This is a genomic window from Hymenobacter arcticus (assembly GCF_054779975.1).
The window spans coordinates 175,424-189,789 of sequence record NZ_BAAGXF010000002.1; the positions used below are offsets into that span (position 1 = coordinate 175,424).

Annotated in this window: 7 protein-coding genes; 3 read left to right on the forward strand and 4 right to left on the reverse strand. The window is 64.1% G+C overall.

From position 1 onward, the window contains the following. Positions 1-208 precede the first annotated feature (208 nt). Together ACYVGC_RS04315 and ACYVGC_RS04320 are read right to left on the reverse strand one after the other, a co-directional pair. The gene (locus ACYVGC_RS04315) at positions 209-7,291 is read right to left on the reverse strand and encodes a hypothetical protein (RefSeq protein WP_460582559.1); all 7,083 of its coding nucleotides are present in this window, start codon (positions 7,289-7,291) and stop codon (positions 209-211) included. A 249-nt stretch (positions 7,292-7,540) separates the two neighbouring features. Beyond that, positions 7,541-7,960, reverse strand: coding sequence for an OsmC family protein (locus tag ACYVGC_RS04320; protein ID WP_460582560.1), 420 nt, complete (start codon positions 7,958-7,960; stop codon positions 7,541-7,543). Between the two features lie 77 nt (positions 7,961-8,037). Here ACYVGC_RS04320 and ACYVGC_RS04325 point away from each other — a divergent pair, with 77 nt between their 5' ends. The 3 genes from ACYVGC_RS04325 (at position 8,038) to ACYVGC_RS04335 (ending at position 10,433) form a co-directional block, all read left to right on the forward strand. Further along, positions 8,038-8,883, forward strand: coding sequence for a hypothetical protein (locus ACYVGC_RS04325; protein ID WP_460582561.1), 846 nt, complete (start codon positions 8,038-8,040; stop codon positions 8,881-8,883). Positions 8,884-9,040: 157 nt separating this feature from the next. Then, a complete protein-coding gene (gene lipA / locus ACYVGC_RS04330; RefSeq protein WP_460582990.1) occupies positions 9,041-9,943 on the forward strand; it encodes a lipoyl synthase in 903 nt (300 codons plus the stop codon). A 214-nt stretch (positions 9,944-10,157) separates the two neighbouring features. Further along, on the forward strand, positions 10,158-10,433 hold the full coding sequence (locus ACYVGC_RS04335) for a type II toxin-antitoxin system RelE/ParE family toxin (RefSeq protein WP_460582562.1): 276 nt from the start codon (positions 10,158-10,160) through the stop codon (positions 10,431-10,433). A gap of 67 nt (positions 10,434-10,500) precedes the next feature. On the opposite strand, the gene ACYVGC_RS04340 is transcribed toward ACYVGC_RS04335, so the two are convergent. Further along, positions 10,501-11,127 carry a DUF4136 domain-containing protein gene (locus ACYVGC_RS04340; protein ID WP_460582563.1) on the reverse strand — a complete coding sequence of 209 codons (627 nt, stop codon included), beginning with the start codon at positions 11,125-11,127 and terminating at the stop codon, positions 10,501-10,503. 247 nt (positions 11,128-11,374) lie between these two features. Next, positions 11,375-14,299 (reverse strand): aminomethyl-transferring glycine dehydrogenase, encoded by a 2,925-nt coding sequence (gcvP, locus tag ACYVGC_RS04345; RefSeq protein WP_460582564.1) that lies wholly within the window; start codon positions 14,297-14,299, stop codon positions 11,375-11,377. Between the last annotated feature and the right edge of the window lie 67 nt (positions 14,300-14,366).

Genomic DNA, 14,366 nt, shown 5'->3' on the forward strand with positions numbered 1-14,366 from the left:
TGCGCCGCTTGGCTAGTCGCATGCGCCGCTTGGCTAGTCGCATGCGCCGCTTGGCTAGTCGCATGCGCCGCTTGGCTAGTCGCATGCGCCGCTTGGCTAATCGCGCACAGGCATCGTTCACGCGACAACCGGTCGGCCGGCTTCGCCGGCCGACCGGCGCACGTACCCCTGATTTGGAAACTGCGCCTAAGCTACGCGGCGCGGCTGCTTAGGTGGCCGCCGGCGTGGGCTCGTCAAACTCCGTTTGCTCGTCCAGTTCATCGGGCTCCTCGGCTGCTGGTTCGCCCGCTACGGCAAACCGGGTTTTGAAGCGGGCGTAGAGTGCATGCAGGCCAAGTAGCAGTAAGCCCACGAATATAAACACGATAGCCCGCGTTACGGTGCCGCTGCGGCTGAGGTCGACCACGGCCAGCCGCACCAGGGTAGCGGCCATGCCGGCCAGGGCCACGTAGCGCATATCCTGCCGGCGCAGCAGCAGACTGGCGCTGAAAATGGCCACCACTTCCAGCATCAGCAGCACGGTGAGCACCGAGCGGTCGAAGGACTGAATGAACAGCAGCGCCAGCACCCCAAACGCGGGGTAGAGCAGCGCGGCCTCCAACTGGTGGCGCGAGGGCTGGGCCAGTAGCCGCCACCGCGGCGAGAGGCCCGCCAGGGGCGCGTTGCCGAGGCGCAGCGCCAGGCTCGAGTACCCAAACAGCAGCGCCACGGTGCCGCCCACCACCCAACGCTCCACGCCCATGAGCTGCTCGGCCCCAATGTAGCGCAGGCAAAACGCGCCGGCCGACAGCGCCGCCAGCCCGAAATACAGCCGCCCATACACGCCCAGCCGCTGAAAGCGCAGCGGCAAATGAGGCATCAACGCGCAGATTATCAGGGCAAAAACCACCCATGCCAAGCCCAGCCAGGCGGCCGGCACGTGGTGCGCCAGCGTGCCCGTGCCAAACAGTAGCGCTACTTCCAGCAGCGTCGGGTGCAGCACGTGCCACGAGGCGTATACCGGGCCGGTAGCTGGCCGCCGGGCCACGGCCAGCGCCACCAGCCCCCCAAAGATGGCCGCCGCCGTGCAGTACTCGGCTGGCTGGTGCAGCAGGGTTTCGGGGGCGAAATAGAGGCGCAGGTGCGTGGCCAGGCTGGCCAGCAGCAGGCCGTAGCTGAGGTGCAGCAGGTAGCGGTCAGGCTGGCCGGCACGGAGTACGGCCGCGGCACCGGGCAGGGTGCGCCGCCAGGCCTGCGCCGCCGCGAAGGCTGCCAAGGCCAGCGCCAGCAGCCCCAGCACCAAGTAGGCGAGGTGGGCGGGCGGCACGCTGCCCAGCAGCATCACCACAAGGTGCAGCCCCAGGAAATACAGCCACGGCCAGCGCACAAAGCGCTCGCCCACCGGCCACCACGCGGTGCGCATCCCGGCCAGTAGCACGGCCACCAGGGGCAGCAAGTACAGCAGCACGTGGCCGGCACCCAGCCCCTGCGCGCTGCCAATATGCTGCTCCACAGCCGCGTGTAGCACGTGGGCCCATTGCAGCCCCACGTAGCCGATAGTCGCCAGCACCAAGCCCGCCCACAAACCCGGCACCGTGAGGCGCTGGCGCAGGTAGAGCAGGGTGCCAAGTAGCCCGGCCATGGCGTAGCCGGCCCACAACTGCCTGTATTCCAGTGCGCCCGCGCCCAGCAGCAGCCAGCCGATGGCAATGCCCAGCATTGGCAGCCGGTAGCCACCGATGGCGGGCAGCTGAGCGTAGTCCTCCCCAGCAGTAATAAACACCAGCCGGCGCAGCTGGTAGCCCAGCGTGAGAAGTGCCGCGCCCAGCAGCAGGCCCGCCTGGCCCAGCGGCGTCAGCGCGCCGGGCGAAACGTAGCGTACCAGCCCGGGCAGCAGGCCCGCTTGCAGCACCAGTAAATAAGTTTGGAGGTGCAGCAAGCCCTCCTCGTCGCGCCCGGCCAGCAGCAGGGCGGCCAGCAGGCCCTCGGCATACAGTAGCCCGATTACCACGGGCCAGCTCAGGCCCGTTTCGTGCAGCCCCACCAGCGCCAGGATGGTAAAAGCCTGGTTGAGAACAAGTTGCTGCCGGCGCACCCAGCGCGGTGCCCCGCCGGTGCGGTGCACCCAGGTAGCCAGCGCCAGCGCCGCCCCGGCCAGTACCGGCAGCAGGGCCAGCGCCCGCGTATCGGCGTGCGCAAACACGACCTGTGCCAGCAGCCCGCCCGCGCCTGCTTGCATAAAGCCCGCCAGCCCGGCAAACGTTGCCAGCCAGTTGGCCAGCCCGTCAGCAGTGGCAGTAAGATGCAGCTTATCGGTTACTTGCTTGTAAGTGAGCTGTATAAAGGCCAGCCCTGCCCAGCCGGCCAGCGCCAGCAGCGCGGCATCGCGGTAGAGGGCAGGCGGCAGCGTGGCCGCCGGGTGGCCGCCGGCCAGCAGCAGCAAGCCCGCGCCCGTGAGCAGGGCCTCGGCCATCGCGGCGCGGTGCAGCAGGGCATCGCGCTTGGCCAGCCACAGGGCGGCCAGCAGCGTTTCGGCAAAGAGCAGCGCCAGCACAACCGACCAACCCAGATGCGCTTCGTGCAAGCCTACTATGGCCAGCACGATAAAGAACTGCGTGAGCACCAGCTGTTGGCGGCGCACCCAGCTGGGAACCAGGCCACTAGCCCGTACCCAAAGGCCCAAGCCCAGGGCCGCGGCCGCCAGCCCCAGCAGGGCCGCCAGCAGCAGCGCCATCGGCACGGGGTGCCAGTGAAACAGCGCCCGCGCCAGCAGCGTCCCGGCACTCGCCTGCAGCAGCCCGGCTAAGCCAGCAAAGCCGCCCAGCAGGCGTGCCAGCAAGGCAGCGCGCGGCAGCATAGCCCCCTCAGCGTTGGCGCGGGGGGAGAATTGCCGGTAGGTAAGCTGCATAAAGGCGATGCTGGCCCAGCCAGCCAAGGCCACCAGCAGCGCATCGCGGTAAAGCAGGGCCGGGACAGCAGAACGTAAGTCATTGCTGACCAGTAATAACAGGCTGGTGCCCGCCGCCAGCGCTGCCAGCATGGCGGCCCGATGCAAGAGGCCATCGCGCCGCGCCAGCAGGAGCACGGCCACCATCGTTTCGAGGTAAAGCACGATGAGCACCCCGGGCCAGCTCAGGCCCAGCTCGTGCAGCCCAAAAATGGCCAGCACCACAAAAAGCTGCGCCAATACCAGCTGCTGGCGGCGTACCCAACCAGGGGCCAGGCCACTGGCTCGCACCCAGTAGGCCAGCCCCAGGGCCCCGGCCGCCAGCCCCAGCAGGGCCGCCAGCAGCCCCGCCACCGGCACGCCCGACCAGCCAAACAGCGCCCGCGCCAGCAGCGCGCCCGTGCCCACTTGCAGCAAGCCCGCCAGCCCGGCAAAACCACGAAGCAAGTTGGTTAGTAAGCCGGAGGTCGGCGTTGCGTCGGTACTAAATTTTATGAATAATTGCTTGGCCGTGAACTGGAGGAACGCAATGCTAATCCAGCCGGTCAGCGCCAGTAGCGCGGCATCGCGGTAAAGTTGAGCGGGCGGGCTAGTGGCCAAGTGCGTGGCGGCTAGCAGCAGCAGGCTGCTGCCCGCCAGCAATGCCCCAGCCAGGGCGGCGCGGTGCAGCAGGCCATCGCGCCGGGCTAGCAGCAGCGCGGCCACCAGCGTTTCGAGGTAGAGCACGCTCAGCACGCCGGGCCAGCTCAGGCCCAACTCGTGCAGCCCGAAGATGGCCAGCACCACGAATAGTTGCCCCAGCACCGTTTGTTGCCGTCGCACCCAGCTGGGCGCGCGGCCCGCCGCCCGCACCCAGGCGGCCAGGCCCAATGCGCTAGCCGCCAGCCCCAGCAGCGCCAGCAGCAGCCCGCCCACCGGGGCCGGGTGCCAGTGAAACAGCGCTTGGCCCAGCAGCCCGCCCGCGCTCGCTTGCAGCAGCCCCGCCAGGCCGGCAAAGCTGCCCAGCCACGCCGGGTGCGCCGCCGGGTTCGACACCAGCTGAAGCGGAGCCGCGGCTCCCAGCCGCCGGGCCGGCTGCACGCCTTGCAGCAGCGGAAACCGGAAAGCCAGCTGCACAAATGCCAGGCCAACCCACCCGGCCAGCGCCAGCAGCAACGCCTCGCGGTAGAGCGTAACGTGTTGAATATAAACCATGTGTTTGCTAGCCGAGGCCAGCAAGCTTGCGCCAGCGAGCAGCGCCTCGCCCATGGCGGCCCGGTACACCAGCTCGTGCAGCCGGTCGGCTTCGTCGCGGCCGGCCAGCAAGAGCACTACCAGCAGGCTTTCGGTGAAAAGCACCAGCAGCAGCGCCGACCAAATCAGGCCCAACTCGTGCAGCCCGCCGATGGCCAGCACCACCAATAGCTGCCCCAGCGCCAGCTGCTGCCACCGCACCCAGCCGGGGGCCAGCCCGCCGCGGCGCACCCAGGTAGCCAGGGCTACAGCGGTGCCCGCCAGCGCCAGCAGCGCCCCCAATAGCCGCGCTACCGGCGGCTGCTCCCAACCAAACAATGCGTGCGCTACCAGCCCACCCGCGCCGAGTTGCAGCAGCCCACCCAGCCCCGCAAACGCCCCTACCCAGCGGTGGTAAGCCTTGGCAGTATCATATTCAGCCGACTTATTAATATTTTCAAAATCAATAGCTTGCGTTAGGAAAGATTTGAAGGCCAGCTGCGCAAAGGCCAGGCTGCCCCAGCCCGCCAGCGCCAGCAGCCAGGCATCGCGGTAGAGGGTGACACGGGGGCCGCCGAAGTGGCTGCCGGCTACTGCCAGCAGGCCCAGGCCAGCGAGTTGGGCACTGGCTAGCACCACGCGGTGCAGCAGGGCATCGCGCCGGACCAGCAGCAGGCTGGCCCCCAGGTTTTCGGCAAAAAGCAGTAGCAAAATAACTGGCCAGCTCAGGTGCACTTCGTGCAAGCCAACGATGGCGAGTATCATAAATAATTGACCCAGTGCCAGTTGCTGCCGCCGCACCCAACTGGGCGCGCGGCCCGCCGCCTGCACCCAGGCGGCCAGGGCTACCGCGCCGCCGGCCAGCGCCGCCAGCGCCAGCAGCAGCCCCACCACCGGCACGCCCGGCCAGCCAAACAGCGCCCGCGCCAGCAACAGGCCCGCGCCGGCTTGCAGCCCGCCCGCTAGGCCCGCAAAGCTGCTCAGCAAGTTGCGGTGCGTTTGATTGGCTTCGGTTTTTAAGCTAAGTTCTTTACTGGTAATTAGTTGCAGAAGTGGCTGCTTGTAAATGAACTGCACAAACGCTAGCCCCGCCCAGCCAGCCAGCGCCAGCACCAGCGCATCGCGGTAGAGCACGGCGGGCAGCGCCTCGGCCGCCCGGCCGCCCACGAAAAGCAGCAGGCCGCTGCCCGCCAACAGCGCGCCGGCCAGCGCCACGCGGTACACCAGCGCCTCGCGCTGCCGGGCCATTATCAGAGTCACCAGCAGGGTTTCGAGCAGCATAAACAGCCCGATAACCGGCGGCGTGGCGTGCCAGCCTTGCAGCGATAGTGCCGTGGCCAAGCCCAGAATGAGCGAGATAATGGTATCGGTCTGAAACAGCCAGCCGATGCCCAGCCGCTTGGCCTGCCGCCCCGCCCAGAAGGTGAGTACGGCCCCCACGGCCAGCGGAATAGTCTTCCAAATGGAGCCCGTGCTGTAGAAGTACAGGTTGAGGCCCAGGCTGGTCCAGTTGAGCAGGTGCGAGGCAAACAGCAGCGGCTCAAACCGCCGCTCGGCGTACACGCGGCGGTACTGCACCACGGCCGCAGCCGCACCCACCAGCGTTACCAGCAACATAGCCACCAGGCGCGCACTGCCCGCTACCACGCCCAGCTGCTGATGCCAATACACGTGAAACGCGAAGAAGCTGGCAATGCTTAGCAGCAGCTGGTATTTCCACTGCTGCCGGTAGGTGATGGCGATGCTAAAGGCCGTGACGCCGGCCGCCGCGGCCAGCGTGAGGGGCGTGGGCGGCAGCACCGCCAGGGCCACCAAGCTCAGCACGCCGTGCAGGGTAGCCACGTCCTGGCGGCTGGTGCGCCAGGCCAGGTAGAGGTTGGCCAGCACGCCGGCCAGTAGCAACAGGTAGTCAAACGGCGGCGTGGCCCAGCGCAGGCCCGGAATGCTTACCGCCCCCACGCAGGCAAACAGGAAAATGGCCGCCGCGCTGCTCAACAGCCAGGCATTCAGCTGCTTGGCAAAATCCTTATTGCGCAGCCCAAACCGCGCGCCCAGCAGCCCCGCCGCAAAGGCGCAAATCAGCAAAAAGCGCAGTGGCGGCGATACCCGCAGCGCCGCGTATATGCCCAGAAAGCCCACGCCCGTCACCAGCACCACGGCACCCAAAATGCCGGTCCAGTTTTCGAGCACCACCGTGGAAGTCCGTTCCCAGAAGGTGGGGCCGGTGGGTATTTTTTTGGGCCGCAGCGCCGGCCGGGCCGGTGGCAGCGGCGGCGTAGCGCGGGGCCGGGGCGCGGGGGTGGGCACTGGCTCTGGCAGCGCGATAGGCGCCGGCTCCTGAGCTGGCTCCCTGACCAATTCCTCTTGAGCTGGCTCCTCAACCAATTCCTCCTGTGTCGGCTCCTCACCCATTTCCTCCTGCATTGGCGCAACCTCCTCAACCAGCGATTGTGCCAATTCGGATTCAGCCACCAGCTCGCCCTCTTCTACCTGTGCCACCTCCAATTCGCTGGCTACTTCCGGCTCTACCGTTTGGTCAGTTCCGGCTTCAGCCAGCACTTCAGCAGCGGTTGGCTGCGCTAGTTCAGGTTCTGCAACCAGCTCGGGTTCTTCAACCAATTCCGGTGCCGCCGCTTGCGTTTCCTCAATAGATTCTTCAATTAGTTCAGGCGCTGCGATGGCCGCCACCTCCTCAGCCTCCATCGTCTCATGCGCAGTAGTTACTTCTGATTCAGTTTCTTGTGCCGAATCAGCTTCCGCAATCTCCCCTTGCGTTGCCTGTACTTCCTCCGTGGCTTCGGTTTCCTGGTTGGCCTCCTCCACTAGTTCAGTAGGCGCTGCTGCTAACGGTTCGGCGGCGGGCTCGGGCTCGGCTACCGGCGCAGGCTCAGCGGGTAGGGGAGCCGCTTCGGGTTGGGGTGCCGGCGCGGGCGCTGCCACTGGCGGCACGGGGGTAGTCCACGCTTCGGGGTAACCGGCCCACGCCGCTGGTGCCGGCGCGGTTGGCGCGGCTACTACGGGCAGCATCGCCAAAAACTCCTCCCGCAGGGCGACCAACTGGCTGCGCAGCTGCTGAATTTCGCCCTTCATCAGATGCTGTTCTACCTGGCGGCGGCCCAGGTCGGCTTGTAACTTCTTGACCTGATGGGGCAAGTCCCAACTTCGCGCGATGACAATTAGGGCAATAAGAAGCCCTACAATGATTAGAACCATTGGGATTGGGGGTAAAGGGAAAAATCGGCCAAAACGGCCACAAAATCAGCCCGGTACCACCCAGGTTCGGATAGCAAATGTATACTAAATGCCGGAATTATGTACGCTTAAGAAAAAATTATGTACGATTGGGCAACAAAAAGCCACCCCGAGATTTTCGGGGCGGCCAGCATAGGGGCGCAGGGTGCGCTAGGCGTACACGAAGCGAACCTCTTGCTTGAGTTCGGGGTTCAGGCTCAGAGCCACGGGGCAGGTGTGCGCGGTGCGCTCCATCAGGGCGCGGTCGGCGGGGCTGAGGGCAGCGGGCAGGTGCAGCTCAATGGTGAGCTGCGCAATGCGGCGCGGCGGCTCCTGGCTCATTATTTTTTGCACGCTCACCGTGCTGCCCACTAGGTCTACTTGGTGGCGCTCGGCCACGATGGCCATGGTGGTGAGAATGCAGGTGCCCAGGGCAGTGCCCACGAGGTCGGTGGGCGAAAACGCCTCGCCGCGCCCGTGGTTATCCACCGGGGCATCAGTTTGAATAACAGTGCCCGAAGCCGTGTGCGTAGCTTCGGTGCGCAGGTGGCCCTCGTAGCGGGCGGTAGCGGTAGTATGGGGCGTGCTCATACTACAAAGCTACCCCGGCCGCGTTAGCAAGAAGCCGCGTGGTAAAAGCCACGCGCGCAGGTATTTTTGACTTCTCTATGAACAAGACGCACGTCATTGCCGCCGGCTGCCTGGCGCTGGGCCTGGCTACGGCCGGCCGCTCGGCCCGCGCCCAAGCCCCCAGCCCCACGCCCGCCCCGGTGGGCCCCACCCTCCAGGCCGCGCCGCTGGCCATGCCGTCGGATGAGCAGTCGTACCGCCGCGAAACCGTGTTTGGCATCAACTTCAACACCCAGGGCGCCCTCATCGGGGGCGTCAACGTGCGGGTGGCCAAGGTGCTCGATGAGCGCTGGCTGCGCTTCTGGAGCCTGGAGGGCGTGTCGTTCAAAAACCCCAAGGAGGAGAGCGTAACCAACCCCTACACCGGCGGCTCGTTCAAGCGCTACAAGGCCAACTACGCCTTTGCGCTGCGCCCATCCGTTGGTATTCAGCGCATTCTGTTTCGCAAGGCTGCCGATGCGGGCGTGCAGGTCAATGGCCTGCTCAGCGCCGGCCCGTCGCTGGGCTTGCTCATGCCCTACCACATCAGCTTCGACTACACGGCGCAGCGCAACGGGGCCTTCGGGCCGTCCGATATCATCACCGACGAGGCCTATGACCCGGCGAAGCACGCCGACCAGAACTTTATCTACGACCGGGCGCCGCTGTTTAGCGGCATCGGCCAAACCCAGATAGTGCCCGGCGCGCACCTGCGCGGCGCGCTCAGCTTCGAGTATGGCCGCTACCGCGATGCCGTGGCCGGGGCCGAGGTGGGCTTCCTGGTCGAAGCCTACACCAAGCGCCTGCTTATGCTGAACCCGCCCGCCCCCGCCGACCCCAATAGCCTGAACCGGCAGTTCTTCCCGTCGGTTTACCTGACGTTGTACATCGGCCACCGGAGCTGAAAAGTAATGAGCAGTTAGCAATGAGCAGTGAGCAATTGCTAATATGCAACTGCTCAGGCCTGAAGAGCCTTCAAGCGCACTGTCGCTCGTTTCGTACCGATATTTGCCAAAGAAAATTGTTAACTGATGATTGCTCATTGTTAATTGATAAAAGATGCTGCTCACCCTTCCCATTATTCAGGCCGAACCGCTGGCGCCCGCCGCGCCGGCCCGCCCGCGCAAGCCCGACTGGCTACGCGTGAAGCTGCCCATCGGCCCCGACTACGCCGCCGTGCGCAAGCTGGTGGATGAGCACAAGCTGCATACCATCTGTGAATCAGGTAATTGCCCCAACATGGGTGAGTGCTGGGGCGCGGGCACAGCCACGTTCATGATACTCGGCAACATCTGCACGCGCTCGTGCTCGTTTTGCGCCGTGGCCACCGGCCGGCCCACCGAGCTTGACCTCGACGAGCCCCGCCGCGTGGCCGAGGCCATCTCGCTCATGAAGGTGAAGCACGCCGTGCTCACCAGCGTGAACCGCGACGAGCTGAAGGACCGCGGTGCCAGCGTGTGGCGCGATACCGTGGTGTTTACCAAGGAATTAAGCCCCGAAACGACCATCGAAACCCTGATACCGGACGTGAAAGCCAACTGGGCGGCGCTCGACGTGATGATTTCGGGGGGCCAGGAGGTGATTTCGCACAACATGGAAACCGTGGGCAGCCTCTACCGCCTTGTGCGCCCCCAGGGCAAGTACGACCGCAGCCTGGAGCAAATCCGGCGCACCAAGCTGCAAGGCCACCGTACCAAGTCGGGCATTATGCTGGGCCTTGGCGAGACTGCCGACGAGCTGCACCAGGCCATGGACGACCTCGTGGCCAACGGCCTCGATATCTTAACGTTGGGCCAGTACCTCCAGCCCACCAAGCGCCACCTCGAAGTAGCCGAGTTCATCCACCCCGACACCTTCGCCCGCTACAAGGAAGAAGGCCTCGCCCGAGGCCTCAAGTACGTAGAAAGCGGCCCGCTGGTGCGCTCCTCGTACCACGCCGAGCGCCATGTGAACGTACCAATTTAAGTTATCTTCAACAACTTATTCTCAAGTGTTATGTCAGTTCGTGAGCAAGTACACGCATTAGCCGAGCAGCTTTCTGAAGAAGCTACTTGGGAGGATGTTGCCTACGAGATTTACGTGCGCCAAGCAATCGAGCGGGGCATTGAGGCAAGTAAAGAAGGACGCCTCATTCCGGCTGAGCAGGCTAAGGCCTACTTAACTAAACTACGCGCTACCAATGCAGGTACACTGGACGACCGACGCGCTTGAAATGCTGGCAGGCATCTGTGACCAGCTGGCACAGACATCGCCACAATATGCTGAAACAGTAGCTGATACGGTAATTGCCCGCGGCAATTTGCTAGCTGATTCACCTTTTCTGGGGCGAGCGTTACCAGAAGTTAAGTTTAAGCCAGTGCGTGAGCTATTTATCCTCAATTATCGGCTGGTCTATTACGTCGGCAGTGCGCAAATTGAGATTTTTGCAGTAGTTCATCAAGCTCAGAAGCGTTAAGAAACAAAAAAAGCCTCGCCAATTTGGCGAGGCTTTTTGCTTTTATAAATTGCTGCTAAACAGCTGACTAGCGCACGGCTTGGCGGCGCTGGTCGGTGGGGGGGTAGTTGCCCAGCACGCTGTTCACGATACGGTAGGTTTCTTCCTCCGAGATGCTATTCTGGTTGAGCTGGGCCTGGCCCGTGCCGCGCCAGGCGAGTTCCTTGCGGCGGGCATCCACGATGTCGATGATGACTGTGCCAGCCTTGTAGTTATACGAGCCGCCGCCGCCGTAGGGGAAGCCACCGTAGCCGCCGTATCCCCCATACCCGCCGTAGCCGTAGGGATAGCCGTAGCCGCCGTAGCCACCACCTACCTGCTGCTTGTTCTCAACGCGCACAGTATAAGCCACATATACATCGGGCGACGTAGTGGCTTCGGTCAGGCCTTTGGCGGTGAGGTCTTTGGCCACGGCATCGCGGATGCGTTGGTCCGTGAACGACTCGTAGCCTTTGGCCGGGCCGCCCTCGGTATCATTAGCCTGCTTGGGATACCAAGCCCAGGTTTTGTAGGCGCGAAAATTGACCGCGTGGTCAAAGTCACTCGATACGCCCACGTTGGCCGACGTAGCGCAGGAAACCAGCCCGAAGGCCAGCGCCAGGCTCGTAGCCACCATAGCGGCGGGGCGAGCCAGAAGATGCGTGATATGATTCATAGGATTGAGAACTAGCGGAATAAAACCCTTGCTCGGGAGTATGTAGCTAACGCTACCGGCCCGGCCAATGTTCCAAAAAATGTAGGCAAGCCGACTAGTTTCGTTAGCTAATCGACCAATACGCCAAACGCCCGGATGAGCCGCTTTCGCGTGCGCAACCGGGCGTTTTTTTTGCAATGTAGCGTGGACTCTGCGAGTCCGCGCGTGGGTCGTTCTACGCGCGGACTCGCAGAGTCCACGCTACAACCTAATAAGACGGGCCTTTATCGGCCGCTACTAATTGCTCCTGCTCATCCACGTATTCCTCCATGGGCGTGCAGCTGCAAATGAGGTTACGGTCGCCGTAGGCCGAGTCGATGCGGCTCACGCTGGGCCAGAACTTGGCCTGGCGCACGTAGGGCAGCGGGTACACGGCCTGCTCGCGCGAGTAGGGGCGCGTCCAGTCGTGCACGAGCACGGTGGCGGCGGTGTGCGGCGCGTGCTTCAGCACGTTGTCCTTGGCGTCGGCGCGGCCGGCTTCTACCTCGGCAATCTCCTTGCGAATCGAAATCATGGCCTCGCAGAAGCGGTCGAGCTCCAGCTTGCTTTCGCTTTCGGTAGGCTCAATCATGAGCGTGCCGGCTACCGGGAAGCTCACCGTGGGCGCGTGGAAACCGTAGTCCATTAGGCGCTTAGCAATATCCTCCACCTCAATGCCGGCCTTTTTGAAGTGGCGGCAATCGAGAATCATCTCGTGGGCGCAGCGGCCCTGGCTGCCGGTGTACAGCACGGGGTAGTGCTCCTCCAGGCGGGCCTTAATGTAGTTGGCGTTCAGAATTGCCAGCTCGGTGGCGCGGGTGATGCCGTCGCCGCCCATCATCGAAATGTAGGCGTAGCTGATGGGCAAAATGCTGGCCGAGCCCCACGGCGCGGCCGAAACCGCGCCGCTCGTGCGGCCCTCTACCGGTACCACCACGTGGCCGGGCAGGTAGGGCTCCAGGTCGGCCACTACGCCGATGGGACCCACGCCGGGGCCACCGCCGCCGTGCGGAATGCAGAACGTTTTGTGCAGGTTGAGGTGGCACACGTCGGCCCCGATGGCGGCCGGCGAGGTGAGGCCCACCTGGGCGTTCATGTTGGCGCCGTCCATATACACCCGGCCGCCGGCCTGGTGAATGAGCTCGCAGATTTCGATAATCGTTTCCTCGTACACGCCGTGCGTGCTGGGGTAGGTCACCATGAGGCACGAGAGGCGGTCGGCGTGCTGCGCAATTTTGGCACGCAGGTCGTCCATATCCACGTTACCATCCTCGGTGCTTTTCACCACCACTACTTGCATGCCGGCCATTACGGCCGACGCGGGGTTGGTGCCGTGGGCCGAAGCCGGAATGAGCGCCACCGTGCGGTGCGTGTCGCCGCGGCCCTCGTGGTAGCCCCGGATGGCCAGCAGGCCGGCGTACTCGCCCTGCGCGCCCGAGTTGGGCTGCAAGCTCACGGCCGCAAAGCCGGTTACTTCACACAACCAGGCTTGCAGGTCGCGGATAATCTGCTGGTAGCCAACGGTTTGGTCGGCGGGGGCGAAGGGGTGCAACTGGCCGATTTCGGGCCAGGTCACCGGTATCATCTCCGCGGTAGCATTCAGCTTCATGGTGCACGAGCCCAGCGGAATCATGCTGTGGGCCAGGCTCAAGTCCTTGTTTTCGAGCTGCTTCATATAGCGCAGCAACTCGTGCTCGGCGTGGTGCGAGTGGAACACCGGGTGCGTGAGGTACTCGCTGGTACGCTGCAAGTGCTCGGGCCAAGTCAGCGTCAGTTCGGCCTCGGCGGTGGGGGCGGCCGTGGTGGCTACCTCCTTGCCCAGCACCTTGGCGAAGATGTCCACGATGTCGCGCACGTCGTCGATTTCCACGTTCTGGTGCAGGCTGATGCCCACCTGCGTATCCTCGTAGTAGCGGAAGTTGATGCCCGCGCTTTCGGCTTCGGTCTTCAGGGCTTGCTGCATCTCGTGGCTTTCGAGGCGCAGGCTTAGAGTGTCGAAGTAGTTGGCATTCAGCTGCTCTACGCCCAGCGCTTTCAGCTCAGCTTCCAGAATTTGGGCAAACAAGTGGGTATTCACGGCAAACTGGCGGATGCCTTTCGGGCCGTGGTACACGGCGTACATGCCGGCCAGCACGCTCAGCAGCACCTGCGCCGTGCAGATGTTGGAGGTAGCTTTTTCGCGGCGAATGTGCTGCTCGCGGGTTTGCAGCGCCATGCGGTAGGCTTTGTTGCCGGCCGCGTCGATGCTTTGGCCAATAATGCGGCCCGGAATGACGCGCTTGAACTGGTCCTTGCACGAGAAGAAGCCCGCGTGCGGCCCGCCAAAGCCCATCGGCACGCCGAAACGCTGCGACGAACCCACGCAGATATCCGCGCCTAACTCACCCGGCGACGTTAGCAGCGTGAGGGCCAGCAGGTCGGCGGCCATTACTACGAACAAGTTGTTAGTCTGCGCGTTAGCGATAAATTCCTGAAAGTCGAAAATCGTCCCGTTGGCGCCAGGGTACTGCACCATCACGCCGAAGAATGCCTCGTCGGAGAGGTCGGCGGTGCGGTGGTCGCCAATTACTAGCTCGATGCCCAGCGGCGTAGCGCGGGTGCGCAGCACGTCAATCGTTTGGGGCAGCACCTGCTCCGACACGAAGAACTTGGTAGCGCTTTTCTTTTTGGTTTGTGAGTGCAGCAGGTGCAGCGCCTCGGCGGCGGCGGTGGCCTCGTCCAGCAGGCTGGCGTTGGCGATGGGCAGGCCCGTGAGGTCAATTATCAGGGTCTGGTAATTGATGAGCGCCTCCAGGCGGCCCTGGGCAATCTCGGCCTGGTAGGGCGTGTAGGCGGTGTACCAGCCCGGGTTTTCGAGGATGTTGCGCTGGATAACCGGGGGCATCGTCGTATCGTGATACCCTAGGCCGATGTAGCTCTTATACACCTTGTTCTGGCCGGCAATCTGCTTGAAGCGCTTCAAAAACTGGCGCTCGCTGAGGGCTGGCGGCAGGGCCAGCGCCTCGGGCAGCCGGATGGCGGCGGGCACGGTTTCGGCGATGAGCTGCTCCACCGACTCCACCCCAATGGCGCGCAGCATGGCTTGCTGGTCGGCACTGGTGGGGGCGTTGTGGCGGGTTTCAAACACGTCGGCGGGCTTGAATTTAAACGACATAAACGGGGGCTGGGGTAGGGGAGAAGACGGCAACTTTTTCCTTAACAAAGGTAAGCCCCGTTTGGTC

Bases quoted from the DNA above. Each gene is read 5' to 3' on its own strand.
- ACYVGC_RS04320 (WP_460582560.1), bottom strand. From the start codon at position 7,960: ATGAGCACGCCCCATACTACCGCTACCGCCCGCTACGAGGGCCACCTG.
- ACYVGC_RS04325 (WP_460582561.1), top strand. From the start codon at position 8,038: ATGAACAAGACGCACGTCATTGCCGCCGGCTGCCTGGCGCTGGGCCTG.
- ACYVGC_RS04335 (WP_460582562.1), top strand. From the start codon at position 10,158: ATGCAGGTACACTGGACGACCGACGCGCTTGAAATGCTGGCAGGCATC.
- ACYVGC_RS04340 (WP_460582563.1), bottom strand. From the start codon at position 11,127: ATGAATCATATCACGCATCTTCTGGCTCGCCCCGCCGCTATGGTGGCT.
- gcvP (WP_460582564.1), bottom strand. From the start codon at position 14,299: ATGTCGTTTAAATTCAAGCCCGCCGACGTGTTTGAAACCCGCCACAAC.